Origin of the sequence: Flavobacterium sp. W21_SRS_FM6, from assembly GCF_052119645.1 — a bacterium.
GTDB lineage: Bacteria > Pseudomonadota > Gammaproteobacteria > Enterobacterales > Alteromonadaceae > Paraglaciecola.
Genome location: NZ_JBGQOM010000002.1, coordinates 585,949 through 610,958 on the forward strand (window position 1 = coordinate 585,949; position 25,010 = coordinate 610,958).

16 protein-coding genes are annotated in these 25,010 nt (G+C 38.7%); 1 reads left to right on the forward strand and 15 read right to left on the reverse strand.

Translation table 11 applies throughout. The annotated features are described in order from the left end of the window. Position 1 precedes the first annotated feature (1 nt). Positions 2-2,152, reverse strand: coding sequence for a tetratricopeptide repeat protein (locus ACEN2L_RS05740; RefSeq protein ID WP_441742414.1), 2,151 nt, complete (start codon positions 2,150-2,152; stop codon positions 2-4). 700 nt (positions 2,153-2,852) lie between these two features. Here ACEN2L_RS05740 and ACEN2L_RS05745 point away from each other — a divergent pair. Next, positions 2,853-3,059 (forward strand): peptide chain release factor family protein, encoded by a 207-nt coding sequence (locus ACEN2L_RS05745; protein WP_441742416.1) that lies wholly within the window; start codon positions 2,853-2,855, stop codon positions 3,057-3,059. A 50-nt stretch (positions 3,060-3,109) separates the two neighbouring features. Here the strand turns inward: ACEN2L_RS05745 and ACEN2L_RS05750 are convergent, their stop codons facing one another. The 14 genes from ACEN2L_RS05750 to ACEN2L_RS05815 form a co-directional block, all read right to left on the reverse strand. After that, positions 3,110-3,556 (reverse strand): antitoxin Xre/MbcA/ParS toxin-binding domain-containing protein, encoded by a 447-nt coding sequence (locus ACEN2L_RS05750; RefSeq protein WP_441742418.1) that lies wholly within the window; start codon positions 3,554-3,556, stop codon positions 3,110-3,112. A 299-nt stretch (positions 3,557-3,855) separates the two neighbouring features. Next, the gene (locus tag ACEN2L_RS05755; protein ID WP_441742420.1) at positions 3,856-4,116 is read right to left on the reverse strand and encodes a hypothetical protein; all 261 of its coding nucleotides are present in this window, start codon (positions 4,114-4,116) and stop codon (positions 3,856-3,858) included. Between the two features lie 424 nt (positions 4,117-4,540). Beyond that, complete coding sequence (locus ACEN2L_RS05760; RefSeq protein WP_441742422.1) at positions 4,541-4,738, reverse strand: hypothetical protein; 198 nt, start codon at positions 4,736-4,738, stop codon at positions 4,541-4,543. Positions 4,739-5,213: 475 nt separating this feature from the next. Continuing rightward, entirely contained in the window at positions 5,214-6,857 is a 1,644-nt protein-coding gene (locus ACEN2L_RS05765; RefSeq protein WP_441742424.1) for a TnsD family Tn7-like transposition protein, read from the reverse strand. Positions 6,858-6,859: 2 nt separating this feature from the next. Further along, positions 6,860-7,810 carry a TniQ family protein gene (locus ACEN2L_RS05770; protein ID WP_441742425.1) on the reverse strand — a complete coding sequence of 317 codons (951 nt, stop codon included), beginning with the start codon at positions 7,808-7,810 and terminating at the stop codon, positions 6,860-6,862. A 1-nt stretch (position 7,811) separates the two neighbouring features. Then, complete coding sequence (locus tag ACEN2L_RS05775; protein ID WP_441742427.1) at positions 7,812-9,332, reverse strand: ATP-binding protein; 1,521 nt, start codon at positions 9,330-9,332, stop codon at positions 7,812-7,814. Then, positions 9,325-11,511 carry a hypothetical protein gene (locus ACEN2L_RS05780; protein ID WP_441742429.1) on the reverse strand — a complete coding sequence of 729 codons (2,187 nt, stop codon included), beginning with the start codon at positions 11,509-11,511 and terminating at the stop codon, positions 9,325-9,327. The genes ACEN2L_RS05775 and ACEN2L_RS05780 overlap by 8 nt, the downstream gene beginning before the upstream one ends. Continuing rightward, positions 11,501-12,379 (reverse strand): TnsA endonuclease N-terminal domain-containing protein, encoded by an 879-nt coding sequence (locus tag ACEN2L_RS05785; protein ID WP_441742431.1) that lies wholly within the window; start codon positions 12,377-12,379, stop codon positions 11,501-11,503. Before ACEN2L_RS05785 ends, ACEN2L_RS05780 begins: the two co-directional genes overlap by 11 nt. Before the next feature lie 1,263 nt (positions 12,380-13,642). Further along, positions 13,643-16,696, reverse strand: a complete 3,054-nt coding sequence (locus ACEN2L_RS05790; protein ID WP_441742433.1) for a DEAD/DEAH box helicase — start codon at positions 16,694-16,696, stop codon at positions 13,643-13,645. Between the two features lie 171 nt (positions 16,697-16,867). After that, a complete protein-coding gene (locus ACEN2L_RS05795; RefSeq protein WP_441742434.1) occupies positions 16,868-18,049 on the reverse strand; it encodes a restriction endonuclease subunit S in 1,182 nt (393 codons plus the stop codon). Continuing rightward, on the reverse strand, positions 18,046-19,587 hold the full coding sequence (locus ACEN2L_RS05800; protein WP_441742436.1) for an HsdM family class I SAM-dependent methyltransferase: 1,542 nt from the start codon (positions 19,585-19,587) through the stop codon (positions 18,046-18,048). Before ACEN2L_RS05800 ends, ACEN2L_RS05795 begins: the two co-directional genes overlap by 4 nt. Positions 19,588-19,643: 56 nt before the next feature. Next, positions 19,644-19,952, reverse strand: a complete 309-nt coding sequence (locus ACEN2L_RS05805) for a hypothetical protein (protein ID WP_441742438.1) — start codon at positions 19,950-19,952, stop codon at positions 19,644-19,646. After that, positions 19,945-23,358 carry a type I restriction endonuclease subunit R gene (locus ACEN2L_RS05810; protein WP_441742440.1) on the reverse strand — a complete coding sequence of 1,138 codons (3,414 nt, stop codon included), beginning with the start codon at positions 23,356-23,358 and terminating at the stop codon, positions 19,945-19,947. The genes ACEN2L_RS05805 and ACEN2L_RS05810 overlap by 8 nt, the downstream gene beginning before the upstream one ends. A 57-nt stretch (positions 23,359-23,415) precedes the next feature. Next, on the reverse strand, positions 23,416-24,918 hold the full coding sequence (locus ACEN2L_RS05815; protein ID WP_441742442.1) for a sigma-54 interaction domain-containing protein: 1,503 nt from the start codon (positions 24,916-24,918) through the stop codon (positions 23,416-23,418). Between the last annotated feature and the right edge of the window lie 92 nt (positions 24,919-25,010).

The window sequence follows — 25,010 nt, forward strand, 5'->3', positions numbered from 1 at the left end:
TTTATTCCCTGTCTTTACCGAGAAATAACAGCATAAATGCATTATTAACTTCTCTGATTTTTATAGCCGTCGAGATAGACGTGTTTTGCTTATCATAAATTGTTATCTGACCGTTTTTTGCTTCAGCCTTATAATTTCTCCATGAAATTTCCTTAATACTTGCAAATATTAGCCACCCACTCTCGAACTGAACACCTTTTTTTGTCAGAGTCAAATTTCCAATTTGAACATTAATTCCTTTGTCTAAACTATCTTGTATTCTTGAAAGTACTAATGGCAAAAGATAAGTTAAGATAGCTGTCACAATACCATTGTTCATAGCCTCTGCGTTTTTGTCAGTTTCTAAGTAAGTATTTTGCAATGAAATATTAGAACCATTTATTGAAGTGAACGAATACAAAGAATCATTCGAAATAACATTGTTCTCACGGGTTAACAAAGTTCCCCACCTCAATGAAGTTAAATCTTTAGTAGATATGAAGCTATTTCCTCTTGTTACACCTTTCTCGGTTATTGAAAACGGTTCTTTTTTTGAGCCAACAACCAAATGAACTTCATCTTCTTTTTTTCGAGCAATAATATCTTCAATAGCTTGAACGTCTTCCTCTATTTTTTGTTTAAACATCTCTGATTTAAATTCAAATAAATTAGTAAGTTCAATAATCTTTTTAGATAACTCAGCATCGTCATGTTGATTACAACAATCAATTGCTAAGTCTCTTATGCTTCTGACAGCTTGATCTTGCTGTTCCCAAAAATATGACGGCAATAAATTGAGAATACGAAGTAAACCGCTGTATTCAAAAACTTCCCTAATGTCTTCAATAGATATTTTAAGAACATCTGACTTTTGTTCCAAAGATTCAAATGCAGATAACATTATATTTAATTCTTTCTTGGCAGATTTGAAACAGTCTTCGTTATATTTCGATTCTACCCATCTCCTGCCATCTAAAAGCACTTCAATAACAAAGAAGTATCTTTTCCTTATTGCTGTAGCTAAAACTCTATCGAATTGAATGCTGAAAGGTTCACTTAACCAAGCCTTAAAGTTGCTACTAACATCATCAAGTATTTTTATAAGTTCGATTGGAGACTCATTCATATCAACACAAAAGTGTTGATGCTCACCTTTTGATAAAAATTTTAACAATGGCTTATTATTAAACACTAATGCATGAAACTTTCGTTTAGCTTCATCGTGCAGTTCATCACATATTTTTATAGCCTGAGACTTGCCAACTTTAAGACCATCTAGCCAAAATATTTCGCCATCTTCTAGCTCAATTTCTTGTATCAAACGTTTTCGAAGTTTTTGTGATTTTTTGAAATCAAATTCTTGGGTAAGATCAATGGAATCTTCCCAATTTAATAACTCGAATGGATTTAAATATATGTCGTAATAAAAATTATCATCTAATACAGTGGTACATGTATTATTTGCATCCTCAGCCAAATCAAGAAGTCTGGGTAATAACTCAGAAAGTCTTTCTTCAACATTACTTGTCAATACGTTTCTCGCAAGTGCTATCCGCCAAATATCAATAGCATCAGCGTCTTGTGATACCTCAGTATGATTAAAAACTAGTCCCAAATTAAAAAGACTCATACCAGATGGGTCAGATACGTTCCTCTCCCAAATTTTAATTGCTTCAAAAAAGTTCTTAGTACTGAAGTGCAAAATCCCTAAACGATTCAATTGATGAGTGGTTAATCCTTCTAATTCGTCAATTTTATTTAAAATAGCAATTTCTTTGTATTTTTCTGAGTTGTCGTTTGAATCATTAAGTCTATAAATAGTACTTAATGATGTCAGAGCGGAAAGGTGGCTGGGTTCTATTTCTATTGCTCTTTCGAATGCAATTACTGCTTCTTCATCTACTTCATTTTCATAATATTTTTGTAAAATCGCCCCCCATCTAGCCCAGCCATTAGCAAAATTGGGGGCTAATTCAATTACTTGTGAGGCAGATTCATAAGCATCATAGAGCTGATTTAAGGCGAAGTGGCTTAAAGTTAAAAACCACCAAGCCTCAGGTTTTTCTGGATCAATATTTTTAGCTTCATTTGCTGCTTCAATAGAGTCAAAATAGTTACCTTCTCGATAGTTTTTTTTTGCTTTTTCAATTAGTGCATCGAGGTCGTAATCCATTACTTTTTTCCTTAATTATTCTAGTCATTTTGGGGCACGATTAGTTGCATTCTAATGGCAGCTTCGCATTGATTTACAATATAAATCAACTTTTTTTATAACTTTTTACCCAATTGCTGAATTGAATCAAAACGGCTTCACCATTGCGTTGAAAAAGTGATCCACTTAATTGTAAGTTCAAGCCAGTATTAACGTTAGTTCAAGTTATCAATTGTGGATCAATGTTTGATGTAAATACCATCTAAAACTAGATCGCTTTTTGGTGCTAAAAAACACATTAAGGATTTATCTACCCTGATACATATTGATAAAAGTAGTTTCAACGCTGCCGAAAACCTTTAAGATTTTGTTGTCAACTTCTCGTTTAGGTTCCTGATCAATATCAGATATAAGTAGTTGAATTCTGAGCTTGATGAGAATAACTCACCTATTCTCATCAGAAATGATGCAATTATGATGAGAATAGAGAATGAGAACACTTTGTAGCAATAAAACTTATCCCCAGTAAGATTAAAATCAGCTCAACTCGAACATTCGCTTGGTAATAAAAAAGCTCCATCAACAACATCACATGACGGATAACTATCTTTTAAAACAACGATAGCGACTAAAATATGGTCAAATATTAGAACACATAATAATTAGTAAAATTTCAATACTTCAAAGTAAAAGCTTGGTGGTCAAACGAAGGAACTGCAAAATGAATGAAGATGAATTAGAAAAAAATACTTGTGAATCGCTTTATGATCCACCTGTAGGTGCTCATATTGGCGTAGAAATCACCCATAAACCCTCCAACATTACTGTTCGCAATATAGATAAGCGAACTCAATTTGCTAACAAAGTCGAAGCTATCGAAAAACTGAAGTTTGAACTATTAGCTCTCAACTGTAGTAACTCAGACTAGTTCTGAAATTAGGTTCAAGGTATGTTTTGGATGTTGCACCTTGAACAAGATCAAGCAAAGTCACAAAATTTCATTGTTTCTAAGCATAACTTTACTTGATGCCTACCAAAGGACGTATCTAATAGATCTTCTGGTTTATTATTCTCAAGGGCGGGAATTGGGGTATTTAGCCACTCTGCAATCATATCGCTATCGTTGTTAAAAAAGCGACGTAGTTCAACCCATAGCGTAGAAAGATCGTAAACATCATCCGTCTGTTTTTTCGATAGCTTACGTCTAAAAAGTTTTGAAAAATTGGCATTATCGGAGCCTACCGTTTTTATTATTATAGACTTAGGTACATTTTTACATATTGATTTCAATATAGCGCCTGATGCACCTTCGCTCATCATAAAAACAAGATCTGACATAGCAATGAATAAATCAGGCTCGTTTTCACCCTCAAATCTTGAGATAAGTAACTTATCGAGCGGCTGAACTGTTTGAAATTGGCTCACTGATCTTCCCCTATCTATGTAAACTTTTACTTAGAAACCTAAGCAAGTTCGGCAACTGTCACTCTTAGACCCGCTTTTGGCACAACGTTGACTGTAGATTAGATAAAGAGCACTTACTTTTAAATGTCAGATCAAGCCTAAGCTACATCTAAACTGAATGTTAACACCTAAATCATAGCCAGTTTAGTAACTGGCTGATGTTCTAACTACGACAAAATCGCTCGTTAATTAGACCGACACGATCCCTTGGTAATCACACCTATTAAGTAAACCGTATGATCAGGTAGTTGACTTTAGGATCAGGGCTTGATTTGTATACCCCTGTGCTTTATCCATGCCCTGGCAAGCTCATCAAAGCGTTTCGCGGGAATTTCGACAACAAGTTGAGACCTGACTTTAACACCGTTGCTTGCTTCACTGCTGATGACAAAGTCAGTTGGATTTGCTATCTGAATCGTCGCTGGATTGGGGTTAACCTCATTTGCTGTATAGTCATAAGAGCACTCTTGATACAAACTAGCTCCGTAATCATGATTCGATACCCACGCTTTTGTACTCATTATGTGACCACCTGATTCTGGTTGATTGCACAGAGGAAAAATAGCAAGGCCAGCTTTTCTTTGTTGCCTGTGGCTTGCAAAAATTTTCTATAAAGTCGCTTTTTCAAAGATCTACAATCACTCTATTTTCTATAAATGGAATTGTGATCGGCCCTAGTGAGCTGCTGAGATAGGACCTATCTTTCATGTATTTTTTTCTTTGTCTTTTGTTTTTCTTCAGAAATTTTGCTACTCGCTGCTGATGCGCCTTTTGGCCTATTAGCTTGAATTCTCTAACCGTTTGATAAGCGTCTAGTTCAGAATTTATTTGAACTATTGATCCAGATAAAACAGCTGACTGACTTAAGTGGCGTTCCAATTTCATATCTTGAAATTGCTTCGTCAATTTCCGTTTGTTTTTTGATGTTATTAAACGTTTTATAACTTACGCAAACCCACCTAGCTCTATTGCATCTAAGTAGTCATTTACTGCTTCATAATAGCCATGTTCAACTGCATGTTTAGTTGTGCTGCCTAGTGCTGGAATAAACTCTTGGTCAAACCATTTTTGAGCATTTTCTCGGCTACCTGCCCACTTCGTCACTCTGCCAAGTATCAATTGCGTTTGCTCATGTTCGTCCATTTGACCACCTATAAATTTACGAGATGATTTTCAAAGATTAATGCGCTTGTCAGACATCTGTAGCTCTTGTTATTGCAACAATAGAGGTAGGTATACTCATTACCTTCAATAGATAAAAAGACTCTACTTTCGACTGGCACACCTTTTTCGCCATGAAAGCTTACAATGGACAATGTTTCGAACAGGCTAATGCCTTGGCTAGTTAGTAGTTCGACTGATTTGGTTATTAAGGCGTACTCAACTTTGATCATATTTTTCTCCGTTGGGAGAAAATTATCAATAAAGTGAATGGTTTAGAAGGATTGTTTTATTCTCAGCTTGTGAACATATAGTCTTTCACAAAAGAACGTGATAACGTTATCAAAGGAAAACTTAAGTGCATGATTTCATTAATATTAACTTAATTAATCATCAAGCAAAACTTGAACATTTGGTAAAAATCACAAAAATAAACATCTGATTTATATGTGCATATTTATGAAGCTTTTATTAATTTATTTTGAGCTTCTCGCAATGTACGCGGCAACTTGTTTGCGTTACCTATCAACCATCCATGCCCACCCAAGTAACGGTCAACTTCAGAAATAGAATTTGCAGATATCTCCATATATCTTAATTTAATAGCAAGAAACACATCCCTTTGAGACCAATCCATTATCAAGCCTTTATTTTGAAAACAGCTTTCGGGTAATTGTTGATATAGCCATCCCTTGTCATGTTTATACAAATACATATAACTTGGACACGCAGTTTTAATTTGGTTTCTAGTTGCCTCTGGCCTTGCCTGTAGATGAGTCAGAAGCATTTTGCGATTGCTTCTAATACCATCGACTCGTCTAAGATGATGTCGCCACGCAGACAAACGTGTATGGCTCTGGATTATACTTTCTACCGCCTTGACCGAAATACGGCAATGTTCTGCGATACTGTTTCGGTGAAAACCAAAAAACGCTTTTCGCCAAACGTCTCGCTTTATACTTTCGTCAATAAACTTAGTGCGCTTACCAACGTTGATATTGTTACGTCCAGCGAGTTGCTGAATATAACTGACGGATACTCCAGCGATCTGAGATATTTTTCGCATAGATAAACCTTCACGCAGTCTGTCTACTATAAGGTGTTCATTATTTATTTTGGGATTGCGTTGAGGTAGCGCTTCTTTGGAAATGGTTTCGCTTTTTTCATGAAAAAATTGTTCGGGATCTTTTGCTAAATACGCCATCAACATCACATGCTTCAAGTAGTGCATGTTAGAACGCCCATGGACCAAAGACGGGACATAACGAAAATCGCAAAAATCTAATGGCACTGTTGGAATATGTTGAAATTCACTACGATGACTTGTGGGTGCACTGAGCGTCAAATCTGAGAATAGAGGTTTCCAAAAGTCTTTTAATTCGGATGACAGCAATTGAAAACGTAGTTGACCTGCTTGGGTTAATAATTCTCTATTATCTAACCTTTGACGGTAATAGTGAGGCAAATCCTTTTGAATTTCACTCCGTTGGCAGAAATGAAACAATCCAGTGATGAATGAAGACAGATATAGTGCCTTCTCATTTCCCGCAGAAATTGCAATAGGCTCACCGCCTTTGGGCATCACGTATTCTCGATTTACGCCTCCCTCTCCTGCAACTAAAAAGTCCAGTCTCACTTTATGCTTTGTGCAATGCGTTACCCCATATAGTTGATGTTCGATATGCCATTTGGGTAACCCATATTTAGCTGTCGACTCACAAACACACTGAGAACAGTATTTATACACTTTCGGTAACACAAGGGAGGAAGAAGTCTGCTTTGATATTGCGCCGATTTTATTGCCGCTGCCCCACAGCATTTCTTGCTTCAATCTTTCCTTGTCATGCCTTGATAAGGCCATGGCATACAAAACATATCCAGTGCCATGGATTAATAGAGACTCGTTAGATACGCCAATAAATTTTGAAATAGCCCCAATATGAGACGTAAGCACGGGGTGCAGCCTATAGTGAGCAGCACCCAAAACCTTTTCATTTAAGTTTTTCCACGAATGTTCTGGAGACATGACACTGAGGGAGGCCATAATACTGTATGCAGACTCAAATTTTGCATAGCAAAACAGGCTTCCCAAGTTGTTCATCTTTAAGCCGCTTTAGCTATGCTTTGGTCTGGCATTTGGCTATCCAGAAAGGCTAATCCATAAGATAATGCAACAGGCGCTAATGGCAATGCGCTCTGAGCTGCTTCGCTGAAGAACTTGTTTGAACGTAATGCTCGGACTCGATTTTCAGCTCTAGTGACATTAATCCCACTAAAACATTGTTGAAGCTCCTCAATTGAAAAGTAAGCAGCCAATCTTCTATGAAATTCTCGCACTAATACGAAGTAGTCCCCATCGCCTTCCTCTATTTCGTCGATGCCGATGTATTGTTTAAACAACTCAATAATCTCTCTACTTGAGAGCGTAAGTGCCCCATAAGCCATTGCTAACGAGAAATCCTGCACTTGTTTTAACTTTTCTGGAACACACGCAGGCCTGTCGACAAAACTGGCTGCGCATGAAGGGCAATGTCGCAGAGGGTGGTTAAAAATTCTCAGTGTAGTAGGTTGCCAGCCGCAATTGTCACAGCCATCAAGTAGCTCGGTGTTATGTTTGTGGCAAGAAAAGACACCTTGAACCTGGTGGTCTCGTTTGAAATAAGAAATGCCAAAATGCTCTTCATCTTCTATCGCACAGCGATTACACCAACGCCACGGCTTATTTAAAAATCCATTTGAGCCGTTACAGGTAAGCCTTTTGAATTTGCCTATTTCAGCTTTTGTAACACGCTCTATTGATTGATGGCTTGTCAAACAGTAGTCAAACCGTTTCCAATGCCCATGATTAGCTTGTAGCTCATCGATATCCTGAGCAAAATGCCTAAGCAATGCTTGCTCAGTCGGAGACTGAAAATCACCTGGTACTAACTTCAGACGCTTTAAATTGAGATATTCATAAACGTCTTCTATTTTCCCAAACGGTGACAGTTTGAATAACCTAAATATAAAAGCAGTAGCATCCTCTCCTGGAAGTAAATAATCTATATTTCGCATATCAACCTGCCCCAACAGCATTATGACCAGCAGCTTTTAATAGTTTACCGACTGACACCCTTTTTACTTTAGCAGGCTCTGTAATCGCAGGGTCGAAGTGAATAGTTTTACTTGGCCGATTTACTTTAGCTTTATCATCATTTACCCCAAGAAGACCGTCTGAAGAGTTAATACCATCATCCCCAGAAGTTTTTGCCTCTTGAATCATTTTATAATTAAGTAATGCTAATTTTGCAGCTTCGTCTAAGTTACTAAGCGCTTCAAAATCTTCATATTCGAAGTACTTTTTTCTAGTCAAAGCTAAAAGTGGTTTGATTAACATATGAAACTGTTCATCCATGATCATATTCATTGCATCAATGCTTAAGTCCTGTCCTTCCAAATCATCTTCTTCATCAACATTCAATAATGCAGAAATAGTTGCTTTCGCTATAGCTTTTGCAATTGCGGGTATTCCACAGCTGAGATTATGAAGGTGTCGATTTATTATACCCTGTGACGTGACTTGATTATTTAAAAGTTCAGTCGGCGTAATTTGGTCACAGAAGTCATTCCAAAAATCACTATCCACATCGCAGCCGAGCATTCTAGTTGCCCCCTGATTAATAGTTCTGCGAATAATTGTCATTTCACTGCCAAAGAGTTTTTCAGTTTTCAACGTCCCAACAAAAAATAATGGAATGCCAAATCGATTGAAAATTTCTTCGACAAACTTCACCGTGGTTTTTTCATTGTTTCCCAATGCAACATCTGCTTTTATATTCGCCAGATTTTGTGCTTCGTCAATAATAAGCATTCCCACACCATGCACGACAAACGCCTTGCGAACGGCTGTTATTAACTTATTGATACTAAGATTTTTTGTTCTGTTGGAATATGATTCATCGGTCAAATGATCAAGTGCCAACAAAATTGAATCTAGAAAAGCCTTTTGACCTCGTCTTTCGTGCAATTCAACATATAAGTACGGTATCTGAATAAACTGAAAGTTTGTTCTTGTCCCGTCCTCTGAAATGTAGGTTTCGTGCTGAATAATTTGGGGGATACAATTCAGCAGTTTTTTGATTAACGTCGTTTTCCCACGGCCACTTAACCCTGTGAGTAAATAGCTCATGTTCGGCATAACAGAATGTGTAGTATCACGTTCTACACTCCGTACATTATTAATGCTGACAGGATTATTTTCAGAATCAGAATCTATACTTAAGAGTAAGCCAGCCAATTGACCACCCAACAGTGGATTCCGATTCATATATCCAAACTCAATCATCATTCGGATTTTTTTGTAGATGGTACATGCTTCGTCTGGCAACGTGTAGACTTGTTCGAGGTTATATAAAGACAGCATTTTGTAGTACGTGTGGTACTCAGCATCAATTTTCGATAAGTCCAAACCCGCGTCGAATTTGGTCTCAACTCTGTTCGCAATTTCAATATCTGTAAGCGGTTTGCCAAGGCCCTCCGCAAGTGGGTTTCCCTTCAGCATTTTAGATGGATGATAAAAATAGTTTGCCTTAACCATGAGCCACCACCTTACGTCTAGACGTATTAGTCAAACTCTTACGTTTTTTACTAACTGTTTTTTCAACTGCGACTACATTGGTTGCTTGATCTTGAAGAGAGGTAAAATCCTTAGCAGCCTGCCGTTTCTGTATTTTCCCAGCTTGGTGTTTACGTTCTTTTGTATCTTTTTGCATGCCCTTATTTGTCGACTTTTTCAGATTCTTAACTTCATTTTTAGCGATATCGACCACTCCATCTTTGTACATTTCTAATTCAAATTCAGAGAGAAAACGATCTTCATCATTTGCTGCCAAAACAGGTTTCATCAGTTCGATATGTCCAAGAACTTGATCCCACAGAATGTTACTGTAACGTTCACTTCTTGTAGTCAGTTCCAACCGAATAAAATCTTGAGTGTCTTCTTGATAAAACCAAATATGATTTGTACTACCGTTAAAGTAACGAACAGAAATTTTGATCCTCCCGCGACTTTTAGCCTTGTCTAGCAACTTCAAATCTATTATTTCATTACTACAGTAATACAACCCCTTGAATAAGATTCCTTGTGGCGTGATGCGTGCCTCAGCTTCTGGAAGTAGGAACAATCTGCGTTTTAAGTCACAAATTTTAGTCTGCTTAATGACCAACTCTTCTAAGCCATAATTCCACATATCTAGGGGGGTGTAATTCACCTGTGCCTTTAACATTTGTGATGAATGCGCTTCAACACGCGTTTTTGTTTTGTTAACCACTAAAATGGTTTGGATTAGGATTTGAACAAATTGTTTGTAAGTCAAAAGCGCATTGTTCGAAGCATGTTGATCTTCTCTACGGGGCGCTTTTTCTACTTTTCCCGCGTTTACTGGTATTGCATAGTCTTGGACTGTGTGAAAAGTTTTTTCTACTGTGCCTTTTGCGTCACCTCTGTATAGCGCCGCAAATAGCCCAGAGTGCACACCAAATTTACTTTTTAGAATAGAATCTAAATTATGCTCACTATTTTCAGTCCCACGATCAAATACTATAGATTCACATACATGATGGCACGGCCAGTCTTTCTCCGAAATATCAATGTCGAACTGCTTACAGAATTCCACTTTGTCAGAGAATGCATTGTAAATAGCTTGAGACGCGGCTTGCCAATCAGGGCCATGAAAAGCCACATGAAATCCGACTATCATAGAAGACCAAACGTCAATTACCATATAAATGGTAGGCCGACCGATACTGAGCCACTGATCTTTCGAGTACTCAAAACGGATGTAGGTATCAGCTGTTGTGCTGTCCATTTCGTATCGGGCACCTGGACGTGTCACACCATCTGTTGCCATGCCTGGCTTTCCAGCGTGATCCTTTTGATATGCCGTTTCACCGACGCATTTTCTAATAAACTCAATGTCTTCTACTTCGCTTTTCAATAGCCTAGCGAATGAACGTTTAGATATTCTGAGCGTATGGTTTAAGGGGATTATTGAGGTGACTTTTTCCGCAGCGTTACTGTGTGCTACGGCAGCAACCTCTGCTGATTGATATATTTTACAATAATCTCCATATAAGTTTTTTAAGTTTACCTTCCCAGTGATCTTCATTTTTTTTGCAAATTGCCGCACATTCTCTTTATCTATCAAAGTAGTCTGGCGAAAAAGAAGGCCTTTTGACGTTAACGGACCTGGTTTTGACTTGTGGCAAATCTCATTATTTTTAGTAAATTTAGGCTCTTGGGGTAATGAGTAGAACTTTCCGCAGTTAAAATAAGTCGGAAGTAGTGCGTTTTTAAATCCACCACCAGCAAAATATTTATTTATTGATTTTTGAACGAACTTTTTATCTTTCCCTGATTTTTTTACTAAAGAGCGCAAAATACCTGAGCTATCACCGTAAAAATACTCAAAAAGCATGTGTGGATTTTCAACTAAATCTACTATACACGAATAAGCTGCATCTCTTTTTTCAACCCAACCTGCTGGCAAGTTTCCTTGCAGCATAATGAATTGCGGAGGAAATTTATGTTCTTCAATCCGTATTTCTTTTCTCTTAAGTTTTTGTTCCACCTCTGGCAAAGAAATAACATAGGGACGTCTGAAAGGCTTAGCCAACAAGTCCGTAACGGTTATTAACTGTAGCTCTCGATTAATATGAACAATTAGCTCTGCACTAGCATTTTTATTATTTGAAACAATTCTGTCGTTAACCAACATAAGTGATCATCTCCTTTGCATTTGCTACAAAAGAAAGCGGTCGGTCTAATACAAGGAGTTTGTAGCAATTAACTGGCAACTTATATTCATAAATAGATTTCTTAAAAATACACTCGCATTCTTGAACGGTTATATTTAATTGCACAGCAACCAGCTCTAGTCCCTGTTTAATTGTGAGTGCGTTTTGAGTTTGAAAAACATCAAATAGCTTTTGGCAAATAACTTGCTCGAAGTCGGCAGAAATATTTATTTGCTGATAGTTCAAATAAAATGTTCGCAGATAAATCAAATTGTGAATTAGCGCCTTGTTCAAACACTTTTCAGTCGCCTGGATAAACTTTATACGCTCCGTCTTCCAGTATTCTCGCTCGATCGCTATTTTCTTTTCAGTTCGAGCGACTGAAATCGGGGATGTTTTTGTACTGTCCAAACTTTTTGAATATTTGAAGTTATACGCCTCAGAATTTAATTTATTTTTGTTTTGTCTGACGACTAACATGTCAGTCGTCATAGTGCAGGCTGGAAGCACGTTGTTGTATTTTTTTCTATCTTTGAATCGCGAGGGATGAAAAGTATTTTGCTCTACCGCAATTTCCATCGTTGTTGCGATGTTGAGTGGGAATTGCTCAAGAATATCGATAACATCAGGCTGTCGCTCTAAAATATAGAACAATCCAGCTTCTCCATCGCTTAGAAGCTTATGACTACGCCCCGTTTTGTAACTGTAAATTTGGTGTGCTCTACCATGGGTTTTAGATTCTCTAATGCTGACCCAAGGCTTATAACCATTTTTGGCTATTTCTTTTAGATACATCTCTGTTTTAACAATTTCTTCATTAAAAATTGTAGGTTGCTTAACTTTTTTCATTGAAACTCTCCATAATGGTTGTTTTTTAACCTATAGCAGTTCAATAAAAACTTGCAAACTTTTTTAGTTGTTTAAATTCAATGACTTATTTTAACTTTAATTAATTATTCACCTCCCTTTTCGGTAAGGTTGAAAGACACATCTAATTGAAAAACGGCCATTTTTTATGATTTAGTTTACAAAAATGGGGCATTCGTTATTAATATTCAATTAAATAACCAAAATCTATAATTCACTTAATATTCAATCCGTTATCAAAATCTCATACATTCTGAAAAAAAATTGACGACTAACTAAGTTATTTCTGTTTTTACTGCTAAAAGTGTTGGTTTGGCGGAGCCAGAATTAGCCTCGCCAAACCGATTTGCCTTTAAATGACGCTATCCAGTGCTGAAATTTCGTCAAGTCGCGGCATGCTTCCCTACGACAATCCTGGTCATTTCGCGCATCATCAAGATTCGCTGTACGGCTGAATTCCCTTTACAACTAAAGCTCGTTTAGTCCTTTGCTCGTCTAATGTCGGAATAGTCCCTTATTACTGAGTGAAATTTAGAAATAAGCTTTCACGCATAAATAATTTCTCATTGATTAATAATGTTTTTCTATGAGCTATGACTATCTAAATCACCCTAACGAAATAAATATTACATAAAAGTAATATTTATTGCAACATATTTTGATCTAATAAGATCGGGGGGTTGTATTGTTAAGAAAACCAATGAATGTTGTTGAACTGATAAACGTCTCAGTTTCTGTCGTTAACCTGTTAATACCGACAAACATCAAGCTTGCTTGATATCTATCTAATAACTGATCAGCAATTTCTAAGGCATCAGCCAGCTTTAAGGCCTAAATCTAGTTTGATAAATTGACGTTATTTCAGAGTGGCTCTTGGTAATTAGCTATTGTTCTAAAAGAACTGTTGGTGTGTGCTGTGACAAATTAAACTTTAAAAAACAACTTCTAATATTTTTATCTTAGAGGGCATAGGAATGTTATTTGGTAGGTTCTAGTTCAAATGACATGAATGGCTCATTTGATATTTCTTTGGGTAATTCATTGTCGGATTATGTATTCAAAACGGCGATAAACCTGCCTTTTCTGTTTTAACATCACGTGTGTATTGTGGACAAGCTCTTAAAAAACAGCATGGACTAATTTACATTTCGTTTGTTAATTATCAATAAGTAGATACTGAAAATTGCCTCATGGCTCTGCTAGCACTCCTGCTAGGTATTATTTCAACACATTGGATCATTACTTTTAAGGTGACACAAAAATCTTTAGCTCAACGTCGTTGCGATGCAGGGTAGATACCCAGCTATTGATCAATTGGAATGCCTGCAACGTCTCGCTGTTAGCATTTGGGCCTAGCAACAATTGATTCCGAAAGTGTTGAACAGAAAAACTATTTGCTGCAACAATCCATATTTCCTTTTGAACAGCAGTTGACTGTCGTCTTTGGGAAATCAGTTTCCACACCTCCGTCAGTTTAGCGGCTCGTTCTACAGGATTAGCTGCGGTAAAATGTTGTCCCTCAAACAAGCGGATTCTTTCATGCATCAACTGTGCAGCATTCACAGTCGGCCAAGCGGTATGTAACCGATTCCAGTTGCCTGGTTTCAACAGCTCGTTGCTACTAATTAACATTTCTATATTCTTAATGGCCTGAGAACCGACTTCTGCCAATCCCCCTGCTGACGATTGAGGATTACCAGTCGAGCCGCATTTCACGTGCACATAGATAAGTTTGTTTTTAGAGGAGAGGATAAAATCAGCGGGTTCAGTTCCCATATCGGTGTTAATGATGAGGTCAACGTCAGGAATGTATGTGTTGAATGGCCCCAACTCTGAACGGGTGGGGTTTGGTAGTCCATTGGCTTTAAGTTGATCTAGAACGTAGAACACGGAGTTAGGGCTAAATTCTTGGTTTACAACCTGATATACGTTGTTTTGACAGCCTTTTTCGTCCAAGTTGTTACCTAAAAGTTCTTTTACTCCTACTACAACATTTGAAAGGTTTGAATTAGCTAAATCAAACGCATTTTCGACAGGCAATTTAATCTGATAAAATTTTTCTTGAGCATATCCAACTCCATTTTCTAACAAAGCCTTGTGTAAATGCTCAACTAAAAAGGCCTCAATTCCTTCATTGAATTCATCATCTACAGCCAACGAGTAATGAATTGGGTGATTTGCAAGCAAGTTAAGATACGGCTCTTCATTGCTAAGCTCGACAATTATTCGACTCTCTTCAACTTCGGGTACAAGTAGAAATCCGCCTTCACATTCGTGGTATATAAAATCATTGTCGAGCGTATATTGGACACCATCAATTGAAAGGAGAATTGGTGCATCCAATTCACTGAAATCGAAAATAATACTTTCGACATTTAAGTTTGTATCAACAGCAACTTGTTTAGCAAAAGAATCCAAGAGGGCATTATCAATAGCAGCATCACCAGAAATCACCGCGTCCATGTTTTCCAGCCAATCATTTATGTCTTTTAAACTAAATGCACTCTCCTTTTGGTCAGATATTCGCCCAGAATCAACCCCAACATAATAGCTTCCTAACTTAGTTTGTAACTGGTCATAAGTATCCAACCTTGCCGTAGCAAGTCTATATGAGGCATTGCCTTGTTGATCCGCCATTTGATCCAAATTTTGCCCTTTTACCATGATGCTATCTGGACGTTTTCTAGCTGAGCTGACAGACTTACTGCTTGCCTCTTTCGTGATCGCAGAAACACCAAGAGATAAAACCTTAAACAATTTATCTTGCGGTACAGCAGAGCCTAGTTTTAAATCTTTATCCCTAGCAAAGCGTCTTCCTCTGCTGTCATAAATCGCAACAATATTGTTTGATAGCGATTTAAACAGGGTTATTTCTAGAGAAGGCTCAAAAAAGAACTCATCTTTTAGAAATTTAGAACGATTGAAAGCGATTGAAACAACGATATGTATTCCAAAAGACGTCAAAAATTGCTTAGCAAGTTCACCGTCGCTATTACAGCGCCAATATAAAATATCTGACAAAAACTCCACGCTAAAACCAGCCGCAGCATTTAAAAAGCAAATGGATGCAGTTGGAATATTTAACGATTTTTCAGGATCAAAAGCATTAAGATCAAACTTACTTAAAAAACGGCTTCCGTAATAACTGACATCTGGAAATGCCTCCAAGTAAAGCTCTATCAACTTGTTTGCATCCAAAGACGCAATGAATTTATTAACCGCACTGGCACTATTTAGAGAGGAATCAAATCGCCGATAGTTTTCCCACATTGCCTCATTATTATTATGACTTAGCTCTAATACTTTAGGCTCGATATCACCATACAAACGAACAATACGGCCAATAGTTTGCACAAGTTCTCTACCACTGCTAACAGCATAAGTTAACACCAACAATTTGGCTTGGGGAATGTCAACGCCCTCATCAAGTTTACGCTGATGAATAATCACTTGATAATCAGAATTTTTTAGGTTGCTGGGAACTCTCGTTTTTACATTGTCTCGCGTGTCGCCTTTATATTGTTCATGGATCGCCAATAAATTGAACTCCCCATTCAGCTCATCATAATATCGCTTAACATCACTAAATTTGTTGCATTTTAAAATACATTTAGTATCAGGATTATTGTCTAAAAAGTGTCGGATGTAGGTCTTCAAATTAACGAATTCGATGGTTTCAAAAGTTGGTTCTCGTAATACTTCATCTTCTAGCGCTTTTTCAAAGGTATAGATGTAACTGGAGTCAGGAGTGATATCAAATTGAAAGAGGTCATTACGATATGGTGTTGCTGTGATAATAATCTTATGAGCACCCACTCCTCTCACCAGTGTTCGCCAAATAGGTGATGGTTCAGCATGACCTTCATCAATTATCACGAGATCAATATTTTGCTTTAATTTATCTAATTGTACGGGACTAAATTTTTGCAGCGTTTGAAAAGTAGAAACATAAATACCGTTCGAAGCCGTATCATCTACTTTTTTAAAAACATGCTTTAAAGGTATATCTACCCCTTCGGCACGTTCATCAAAAAATTTACCATTAATATCCGAATACAGTTGATTACAAACGGCTCTACGATGGCAAAGAACCAATATCTTCTTTTGCGAAGCTTTGTGACAAAGAACGCTAATAACGCCAGATTTGCCAGCCCCTGTGGGCAAACTAATTAAACAAGACTTGGCATCTTCTGCGAGCGGTTTTCTTAAATAATTAAGGCCAGTTTGAATACTTTGTTGTTGGCAGTGTCTCAAGCCGTTCCATAAAACATTGTTTATAGAGAAACCACTAATATTCATCTCATACGTCCCTGTTGTTATTATTTTTAAATTTTGTCAGTACAACTGACAATTGTTGTTAGACGATACTCATTCTGTTGAGTGGCTTTATGCTGACTTGACGCTTGAAAGTCAGGGAATCTACCTATGTCGGTTTTACATCTCATAACTCACCAGCGAAGGCTTTTTGGCTCATAGCTCACCCGCAAAGGCTTTTTGGCTTAGCGATTGAAAGTTGAGATCACTTTGGTAGGTTGAGTTTCCAAATTTAGGTTCAACGATCTTTTTATGCCTAAATATTGAAGCAAATTTTTCCTGCTGATCTATTGGAGGTATAAAGACTTCAAGCGACTTCAAATCCTTAACATTGAGATGCTTTGATGTTGAACCAGCCATTACTCTTGATATTCTCTCAGGCTCCAATTCATAGAGTAAAAAAAACAATAAAAATTCTGGACAGATTAAATCCGTGTTAGCTCTAAGCTGAACAAGTCTCTGCCCCATACACATTTTAGTATTAGCAGGAACTAACGCTGCAACTCCCACGGTTCCCTCACGGCTCAATATAATATCGTTTTCTTCTAATTCTGCTCTTCTAGTCCGATCTTTGTAGGTTGCCTCAGAAACAAATCTCTTATCATTCCAGTTCCAATCGCCTTTTGTGAGGTTTGAGGTTCGAAGACCTATAATGCCTACTTCTGTCCATTTAGGTGTGGAGTGTGGGCAGTCAATCACTTTATGGCACACCTCTTGTAGCTGCTTTTTCCTCCACCCCTTAGGATTGGTCACGGGATCGCCGAACATATCCAGGAAGACGCTGCGGAGGAAGTCGTCGGCGAGTTGGATGGCTTGTTGGCGTTTGCGGCGAATGGCATCGGCTTTATCCAAAATTACGGCTATGCGTTTTTGTTCGTTTAATGGCGGTAGTGGGATTTTTATCGACTTTAATACTGCAACAGAAGCAACGTTTTTAATTGCAGCTCCATGAGTGTTGTCATTTAGCGTGAATTGAAAAGATTCGCTTTCTAACCAATATTTTAAATAATCTAAATCCACTTTTAAGGAGGGTGTAAGTTTAAGTAAGGCTTGGTTAATTATTCCCGTTTTAATATCTTGGGGAACAATAGCTATTTTCCCCATGGTGCCAGAACAACTCATAATCAAATCGCCAGGATTAAGCTTAAAACGCTTTAATTCACTAAATTTAGCCTCATCAATAAAATATCGAATACTAGTGAATTGATTATAAATTGCATGCTGTTGCTCATAAACTGCGAAACCATCTTCGACGAAACTATCTTTCTTTAAAGCCCCGCCAAAAGGCCCTCTAACAAATGAACAAACATCACCAAGATTCACTAAAGGCCAACTCACAGCATGCTCTCCAACGCTTTTAGGTCAGTCAGAATTTCGTTTTCTAATGTAACTAATCTACTCAAGATCTTTTTGGGATCGTCATACAGCTCTTCTTTATGCACCGTTTCTTTGTAGCGGTTGATCGACAAGTCATATTTATTCGTCACGATATCGGCTTTGCTGACCCAAAAGGCTTTTTGGGTTTTATCGTTTACTTCTGTTTTAGCATCCGCTTTTTTGCGAGTTTTGAATTTAGCGACTAAGTCTGGGATATCGTTGTCTTTGATTGGTGTGCGTTTGTCGTCGAGACTCAAGCCGTCGGCTTGTAAATCGTAAAACCACACATGGTCAGTGACCGAACCCTTGGTGACAAACAAGATCGCTGTCGATACGCCTGCATAGGGTTTAAATACTCCTGAAGGTAGTGAAACAACCCCCATTAGTTCGTTATTTTCAACTAAATGCTCGCGCAATTGTTGGTGAGCTTTGGATGAGCCAAACAACACCCCATCAGGTACGATAATGGCCGTCTTGCCGCCATTTTTTAACAAGCGTAGGATTTGTGCGACAAACAATAATTCGGTTTTTTTGGTTTTCACCATGCGCAAAATGGCTGGGTCGACATCTTCTTCATCCAACGAGCCTTTGAAGGGGGGGTTGGCTAAAATCATGGAATAGGCGTCTTTACTCTGTTTTGGAAAGCGTTCGGCAAAACGACCACTAAGGGTATCTTGATAGTGAATGTCTGGCTCTGCTACGCCATGCATCACCAGGTTCATGGCAGCAATACGCAACATGGTTGCGTCAAAGTCAAAGCCATGGAACATGTCTTTGTCTACGTGTTCGCGATGTTCTAATAACAAATCACCACTATAGATTTGGAATTCTTGTTTTTCACCTTTTTCATTAATCACCGTTTCGGTATGCACACTTTGCGGTGAACTGTATTTTTGCACTAAATATTCGTAGGCAACCGTTAAAAAACCCGCTGTACCACAACTTGGGTCGGCAATTCTGTCTGTTACATCAGGGTCAAGCATTTCGACCATGGCGCGGATAATATGGCGCGGCGTACGGAACTGCCCATTAATGCCTGCGGTTGTGAGTTTACTTAATAAATATTCATATAAGTCACCCTTAGTATCGCTATTCTCCAAAGGCAGTTTGTTGATCATCTCCACTGCCGATTCCATCAAGGATGGTTTTTGGATCATGCACTGCGCATCTTTCATGAATTCGGCAAACACCGAGCCTTCACCCGAAATCATTCTGAACTGCGGAAATACTTCGTCACGCACGATTTTGAGCATTTGCTCTTTTTCTTCGTGCATAAAACGGTGCCAGCGGATGTGCAGCTGTTCGGGCGCAAAACGCTTAGTAAAGCTGCGGCCCGTTTGTTGCTGACGCTTTTCGTCGCGCTGTTCGTGCAAGTCTAATAACCTGGCATACATCAAAAAGGTGATTTGCTCTATCACGGTAAGTGGGTTAGCAATGCCACCTGTCCAAAATTCTGTCCAGAGTTTGTCGATATTGCTTTTAAGTTGTCCTGTTATCATTTACTTCTCTTTATTATTTTTGTTTATTTGCTCCAACAATATGAGCAGGCGTAAATTTATATGTATTCGTGTTTTAAAATGCTGCGCTGTGATAGTCGATACAAACCACTGCGCTTTTTACTGCTGTCAGTAGCAGAGTTTAACGACTGAGCACGTACTTGATAGTCTTGTTTTAGCACATATTCGAGCATGCTTAGTTCGTCTTCGATTTCAAGTGAGTGTTGTTTGGTATTACCACCAGGAGAGACGCGAAAGGCGACTTTGCCTGTATCGGTATTTTTCATCTTGACTGGGTATAAAACATCACCTGACTCATGATGGAGTTTTAATTTAAGGCAATATTTGTCGTTACTTACTTTAGACATTGGGTCTTCCTTGTATAGTGCTGCTTGGCTCTGGCAACTCTAAGGTTTTAAGTAGGGCAAACAGCTCATTTTCGCTGCTACCCAGTGATTGTTCGTAAATACGGTGATAGGGGGCTTTGTCTAAGTCTGCCCATTTAATGCCCCCCGTTTTTTGCACCAAGCTAACCAACATATCAATGGTACGCTGGGCATCGGCACTTAGGCGATGCTTTTGCAGTAATTGGGTAAATAGGGTTTCAACGTATTTAGGGTCCATGCCAACAATGGAGCGCAGCAGTACACTGAGATCTTTGGTGGTTTCGGGGTAAAACTGTTTGAGGGTGTTAATGTCGATATCAGCATATTTAATGTGGATCACACCATTAAGCTGCTCAATTTCTTGTTCAGTTACCGCAACACCATTACGAATTTTTATCAACACAGGATTGCTATCAAATAATGGTGTGAGGGCTTCTTGCACTTTTTGTAAATAAATTTTGTAGTCAATGGTTTCGATTTTAGTGGCACGGGATTTTAACTGATAAAGCGCTGCGTCTTCCATAATATCGGATACTTTGGGGCCACTGGGTGGTTGTATTTCTGCTTCTAACAAATACATGATTTCACGCAACGAGACACGGGCATGTTCCAGCTCGGCAACATTGATGGTTAGCCAGTTTTTATCGTCTGTCAGCCAAATAATATCAGCGGCTTTGGCCTGCACTTGTGCCATATTTTTTGGCAAACGGGTAAGCACAGCCAGTATGTTATGCTTTAACTCACCTATGCCATCAGGCTCGATAATCAACGCCAATTGCGTTTGGGTGATTAAACAATCCCAGCGTATGGCTTTACTTTGATTACGAATATCAAGCCATTGAATCAGCGGGGCGATATCGTTGGCGAGTAAGGTTTGTGTGGGTTTGGCAAATTGCTTCAACAGCGCTAGGTTGCTTAACTGCTCGACTAAGGCCCACTTATCACGCACGTTAATGTTGCGGGTATCCAGGGCATCAATATCGGCTTTTATTAGATTGATAGCGGTGTCGAAGTTGTCTAATTTAAGAGCATTCAACGCAGCTATTGCCAGAGCTAAACGTAACTCAAAACGTTTTTGCACCAAGGATTTACTATTGCTGGGTTCGACTTCGGTGTAGTCAAATTCAAAATAATCAAAATTAGCCCAATGATCAAAAATCAAAAAACGACTTTTATGTTTACCTTCACCAAAAAGGTTTTCGCATAGGCGGGTGCCACGGCCAATAATCTGCCAAAACTTAACTTTGGATTTTACAGGTTTGGCGAAGACCAAATTGACAATACTGGGCACATCGATACCTGTGTCGAGCATATCGACAGAAATAGCCAAGGTAATGGGATTGGGCAAAGACGGGTCTTGTTCGCGTTCGGCTTCGGTGACTTTAAACTGGTCGATTAATGCTTCTGCACGGGGTTCGTCAGAATGAATAACTTCACAAAATCCATCACTTAACTCTGGATACATTTCGTCAAACAGTTCTTTGAGTAAACGCGCATGATCGATACGACGAGCAAAGATTATCGACTTACCAATTAATTGGTTGTCTTTGTCTTTGATGCCGTTTTCCATGAGGTTGCGCAGAACTTGACGGTTGGTGTCTTTGTTCATGATGGCTTTGTCAATATCAGCCGATTGAAACTCAAACTCGTTAGGATCTTCACCCTTAGCCTCAAGCTCGGCAATTTGCGCATCACTGAGTGACTTTTGATTAATACCATCACGCATGAACTTGGTTGTCATGGTCATGATTTCATATGGTACTAAGTGATTTTCTTCGATGGCTTTTTCAAGCGGGTAATTGGCTGTCGGATCTTTGTAGCCACAATCGAAAAGTGAGCAGGTTGAACGCGATACCATTTCAACTGGGGTAGCGGTTAAACCGACTTGCAAACAGTCAAAATATTTAAAGATATTACCAAATACGTTGTAGATCGAACGATGGGACTCGTCGGCGATGATGAGATCGAAATAACCTACATCGAAGTCTTCATAAATACTCATCATACCTGGATAGGTTGAAATAAAAATTCGAGCGGTATCTTGGTATTTTTTGTCGCTAACACCCACTACATAAGGTTTGGCATTTAAAAATTCGACAAAGGCACTACTGGCTTGTTTGCGTAGTTCTCTGCGATCACATAAAAACAGAATACGTTTTGCCCACTTCGCATCTTGCAACGATTTTGTCAGGGCGATGGACACACGGGTTTTACCTGTGCCTGTGGCTTGCACGACTAAGGCTTTGCGGCGTTTGGCCTCAAAACGTTCGTGGACACGCGTGATGGTTTCAAGCTGATAACGCCGCCCTGCGATATCACTGTCAATTTTTACATCGCTGAGTTTTAGCTTTTCCTTGCGCTGAAACTTTACTAAATGCTGCAAGGAGCCTTTTGAGTAATAACCGTATATTTTGCGGGGTGGGTATTTTTGTATATCGTCCCAAATGTAAATGTCGTGTCCATTGGTATAAAACATAACTGGACGTTGACCATACTGTTTTTCTAGCGCGTTGGCATAGTCTTTCGCTTGCTTTTTACCGAGTACAGCATCGGTTGCGGTTTTTTTGGCTTCTACTACGCCAAGGGGTAATCCGTCATCATCCCACAATACATAGTCAACATAACCATTGCCTGTTGCTGTTGGTTGGTCAGTAACAGGGACTTCTTGCCCGACTTGTTCAGTAGACTTACCATCATCACCTACATCCCAACCTTCATCACGTAACTCAATATCAATGAGATACTTTCTGGTTCTAGCTTCATCGAAGTCTATCGTTTTAGCCGCAGCAGTGCTAAAGGCTGCAAAATTATTAGCCACTTGCACATTCATTTTTGCTGTTGACTGATGGCTAGCAATACTCAGTTCTTCAAATTGCTTTTGCTGCTGTGCTAACTCTGCCATAGCTTGCTGATAAAGTGCGGCTGTATTGTCTAATTTCTGCTTGAGTCTAACTGCTGAATTGGCGCTTATATCCACTGCTTTGTATTCTGGAATTACATCAGCTTTCACATTGTGATAACCACAATACAACCAAGCCCCCAAATGATGGGCTTCTTTTATAGCGAAAACGGCGTCTTTGTCTGTGCCTTTGGCATCATGCGCAGCACGGTTGCCCAAATTTTTAATGGTGAAAAAGCTTGTCATGGCAACAGAAGGAGTAAGTGAAGCAAAATCTTCGCCTTTCAATTTTTCGTGAAAAGAGGCTTTAGGTAAGCAAGGCAGATTAAGTTTTTGATAGATAAAGTTAACCATAAACTCACCGTAAGAACGCAATTTAATCAACGCGCTTTGCGGATCTGTGTAAGCATATTCTTCGGCATAGCCACCGAAGTCAGCCAGTTCAGGCCAGTCTTTTCTTAAAAACTCAAAATTCACTGATTGTTTCATCCTAGTTACTTCCTTAGCCTGTCCTATCAATCGCTATGCCAAATAATGAAATTTGAGTTATTTAGGTAATTCTACACCAACGCTTTCCATCCAAACCTTCAAAGCTTGATGACTTTTCAAAGATAACATGTGACTTGCTTTGGTCAAATTATTTCCAGAAGCCTGAAGCGCTGCCAAGATATATTTTTTCTTATAATTATCAATTAGCTGCTTAGCATCAACGGTTTGACCAAGTGATAATACTATCTCTGATTCAACTTGAGATTTGTTCCTGATAATCATCGCTTCACTAATTTCTTTCTCGCTTATTTCGGCAGTTTTTGACCACAAAAAGGCTCGATTGAGGGTGTTCCAAAGTTCGCGAATATTGCCCAGCCAAGGCTGGTTAAGTATAAACTTCATTCCTTTTTCGGAAATATTCTTACTTTTTGCGTTTGGTTGAGTGGATGTGGACGCATTAATTTCATCCATTAACTCGTTAACCAGCAAAGGAATATCGTCCGTTCTTTCGCGTAAACTCGGAATTTGAATGACACCTACAGCCAGACGATAAAATAAATCTTCTCTAAATTCGTTGGCTTCGACCATGTTAATTAGGTTGCGATGTGTCGCTGCGATAATGCGTACATCGACATTAATAGACTCGCTGCCACCAACACGGGTAATACTGCCTTCTTGCAAGACTCTGAGTAATTTTACTTGGATATCAAGTGGCAACTCACCTACCTCATCTAAGAATAAAGTGCCGCTAGTGGCTTGTTCAAACAAGCCTTTGTGCTGATGTTCAGCGCCAGTAAATGAACCTTTTTCATGCCCAAACAAAATGGAATCAACCAAGGTTTGCGGTAAAGCGCCGCAGTTTACTGCTTTGAACGGTTTATCTGCCCTCAAACTACCCATATGAATAGCATTAGACAAAACTTCTTTACCTGTTCCTGTTTCGCCAAGCACCAGAACAGGTAATTCAGACTCAGCCAATATCTTTGCCTTGTTAATCACATCGAGCATTTCTGGTGATCTAACGATAATTTGGTTTAGACTTTTACGAGCGTTAGGATCTTTAACGGCTTTGTTAGCCACGCCTTTGGCGGCTGACTTGACATATTCCTTGGCAAAATCGAAAGGTATTGCTACGTCTTCAATGCCTTTTTCTTGAGAGGATTGGATAAAACGCACATTATTTCTCGACTTTCCTAACAGTACGGCAGTCGAGATCATTGCTGGCGTACCTGAAGTTAAGCTGATGGTAAGATTTTCACTATCATTAGATAGCTGATTGATCCACGTTTTTGACTCTTCAAAAATCGTTTTATAATCGATAGGGTTTTTGATCTTTACTTTATTTATAGCAACATTGGTAAAAGGTCTTTTAGCCTCGGCTAATCTGGTTTTTAACCAACTCAGGTAGTTATTCCAATCGCCTTCCCAGTTATTCGCTAAAATCACAATCCGATCAAATGGTTTTATACTATTAAGGGCAATAGTGGCGATGGCTGCTTCTTTGTCTTCCTGAGCTGTTGAAATGTCCGTTTTGCCAAGCCAGGTGAGTAGTGTATTCATTGAACTAAATCCCATCCATATAACTGTAACTAATATTACATTAATAAATATTAATTACATATATATAGTTAGATGAAGATATTCAACTAAAG